General features: G+C 43.4%; 3 protein-coding genes. 1 reads left to right on the top strand and 2 read right to left on the bottom strand.

The features are described from left to right. Nucleotides 1-233 precede the first annotated feature (233 nt). A complete protein-coding gene (locus tag VXK47_RS17945; RefSeq protein WP_435550159.1) occupies nt 234-608 on the bottom strand; it encodes a hypothetical protein in 375 nt (124 codons plus the stop codon). Between the two features lie 132 nt (nt 609-740). Between VXK47_RS17945 and VXK47_RS17940 the strand changes: the two genes are divergently transcribed. Next, a complete protein-coding gene (locus VXK47_RS17940; RefSeq protein ID WP_435550158.1) occupies nt 741-875 on the top strand; it encodes a hypothetical protein in 135 nt (44 codons plus the stop codon). Here VXK47_RS17940 and VXK47_RS17935 read toward each other — a convergent pair. Then, entirely contained in the window at nt 872-1,024 is a 153-nt protein-coding gene (locus VXK47_RS17935; protein WP_435550157.1) for a YegP family protein, read from the bottom strand. The genes VXK47_RS17940 and VXK47_RS17935 overlap by 4 nt on opposite strands. Between the last annotated feature and the right edge of the window lie 182 nt (nt 1,025-1,206).

Here is a 1,206-nt window from a genome sequence, read left to right as displayed (position 1 = left end):
TTTTCTTCTAATCTTTGATTAATATCTTCGTTGGAACTTTCGTTATACAAATTCGCCCATTCTACAAATGGATGCTTTGGGCTCACAATTATTGCGGATCGATTTGTAATTTCCTTCATTGTTTCACGAAATTATAACGCTAAAACTCAGCGGCGGGGCCACGAGATATGATGAAAACCACAAAAGATATTCCCCGTCCGCTGGAGTGATTTGTTCGGTGTTTCCTTTTCCCTTCATCTCCCTTTTTTAATCGTATTCTCAATCTCCCTTGTCGGATATCCCAAGGTTGTCCTGACGCGGCCATCTTTCGTGGTTACGATAAATGTCTCGCTATCAATAAGGTACTGGGACTCCCATGCTATTTGGACGTTCGTAGGGGTCTCCAAAATACTGAAGTTTTGACGTTCCCCATCCTTTGCAAGACAGACCGCCAAGCTGTCCGCTGGATCCAACATCCAAGCGTCCCCAGTCTGTGTGGAGAAGAAAACCAACGAGCCAAGGCCAACAACCCGGCTATCGTGGGCCTGCGCTTTCTTAATAATATAATCGGCCTCCCTGTTTATGCTGACCTCGTCGCGACTTAGGAGTCGTTGTTTTCGTCGTATCATGTTATCTTTCCTTTACACCGAACGACGGAAATAACCCACGCCGCCGCCGTTATTGGATTTCAAAAGGTGCTTACTCGGCGTTGGGTTCATTGATTTGTTATGTTTAAAATAAAATTTATAAGGAGAAAACATATGCACGTATTCATTACCGAAATTATTAAAGAAGATGGCAAGTATGAAGGTCCAAAGATCAACGCCCTGTCGTGGGAAGAGGCGGAGATTTTTGCGGAACAACAGGACGTGACTTTGGTCGGGATGCTGAATTAACCTTTCCAGCCATTCCGGCGTGCGTTAGCTTCGCAATCAGATTTATTGTTGTAACTTTCAGATGAAGAACCTACAACTTTTCCGTTCGGAGCTATACGCCGCCATCTCCATTTTCCTGCTGCATCTTTATAAAATTCCCACTTATCCATTGTAATCACCTCCTTTCTTTGGTGTTTCTTTGGTCTGTGGTTAACGACGGAAATAACCCACGCCGCCGCCGGCCAAGGATAAAAAACGTAACTTACTCGGCGTTGGGTTAATTGATTTGTTATAAAAGGATTGTAATATGCAAAACATAAACGCCAAAAATAAGAACGCAATAACGTCTTTT

It is taken from the genome of Desulfobacterium sp. N47, assembly GCF_051233685.1.
GTDB lineage: Bacteria > Desulfobacterota > Desulfobacteria > Desulfobacterales > RPRI01 > RPRI01.
This window is presented reverse-complemented; position numbering and strand designations above follow the sequence as displayed.